General features: G+C 56.7%; 1 protein-coding gene. It reads right to left on the reverse strand.

Features of this window, described 5'->3' with window-relative positions:
• Positions 1 to 13 precede the first annotated feature (13 nt).
• Complete coding sequence (locus tag IV098_RS13465) at positions 14 to 1,183, reverse strand: IS4 family transposase (RefSeq protein WP_296889931.1); 1,170 nt, start codon at positions 1,181 to 1,183, stop codon at positions 14 to 16.
• Positions 1,184 to 1,336 lie beyond the last annotated feature (153 nt).

Consider the following 1,336-nt stretch of genomic DNA (forward strand, 5'->3'; position numbering starts at 1 on the left):
CAGTAGTGTCCGGTTAAAAGTCATACAAATTCAGCTGGTTATAAAAACCGGTCTGTTCTGGGAGCTGCCCGCTGCTTGCGAAGGCTTGAGATAGCTGGGTTTTCTCAAAAACAGACACCGAAAGAATCTGTAGCAAAGAGTAGAGCGAGGCATCGATTTGAAGCTCCTTTTTAACAATGGCAATCAGCACGTAAGTCGCGACGGCGCACCAGATTTGCGTCTTTACTGCGTTCTCGCTGTTGCCGATGAAACGCTTGATGCGCAGATGCTGCTTGATCCACTTGAAGAACAGCTCGACTTGCCAGCGGCTCTTGTAAAGAGCCGCGATGGTCAACGCAGGCAAGGCGGTATTGTTGGTCAGGAACACCAGCGTCTTGCCGGATTCCGGGTCCTTGAAACGGATGCGGCGCAGCAGTTCGGGATAGGCCTGTGCGGGGTAGAAGCCGTTCAGCGCGATGCGCTGATCGCAGATGATGCCGGTGCTTCGATCGGTCGGCATCGAATACACCCGGCGCGCATCCATGCCGCGTTTGGCGCGGGTCACGAAGAAGGCCCCCGACTGATGCAGCGCGAACAGGCGACCGAAATCCAGATAACCCCGATCCATCACGTAGAACGCGCCGGCTTCGATGGGCAGCATATCCAGTACGTTGACCTCGTGGGTCTTGCCGTCCGAGATGTGAATGAAAGCCGGGATGTTGCCGCGCAAGTCGAGCAGCGTATGCAGCTTGACTGCCGCCTTGGTGGAACGAAACGGCGCCCATGGAAACAGCGACAGGCACAGGTCGATGGTCGTGGCATCCAGGGCGTAGACCGTATTGGAAAGGTCGATGCCGAAGCTGTCGTTGCAGCACAGCTTGCGCGCACGCCGGATGAGCAAGGCGGCCAAATCCGCCCAGATGCGCCAGTCGCGTCCCTCGTTGGCATCGGCCAGCGTCGAGCGCCTGACCGGCGTGCGAAAGCCCATGCCGTACAGCTTCGTCTGATTGGCCAGCAGACAGGTTTCGATATCGCGCAGGCTCTCGCGGTAAGTCAGTTGAGCGAAGGCCATGGCACGGAATTGTTCGGTGCAAGCCAGGCTGCGCACTCTGGAATCGCCGCCATAGCGCGCCACGATCCGCGCAAAGCTGGTCCATGGCACGAACTCCATGAGCTGTGCGAACAACGTCTTGCCCAAGTTCATTGTTCACCTCCAGAGGGATCGACCTCCGGAAGTTACGCGAACCAAAATATGGGAAAACAGATTTCAAATCGGCACCAAAATAAATCATCCTACAACCCGCGCCAATACTCAATCTTGGCTCGGGAATTTGTGCGTTAACCGGACACTACTGAT

It is taken from the genome of Thiobacillus sp., from assembly GCF_018780105.1.
In the GTDB taxonomy this organism is placed as follows: Bacteria; Pseudomonadota; Gammaproteobacteria; order Burkholderiales; family Thiobacillaceae; genus Thiobacillus.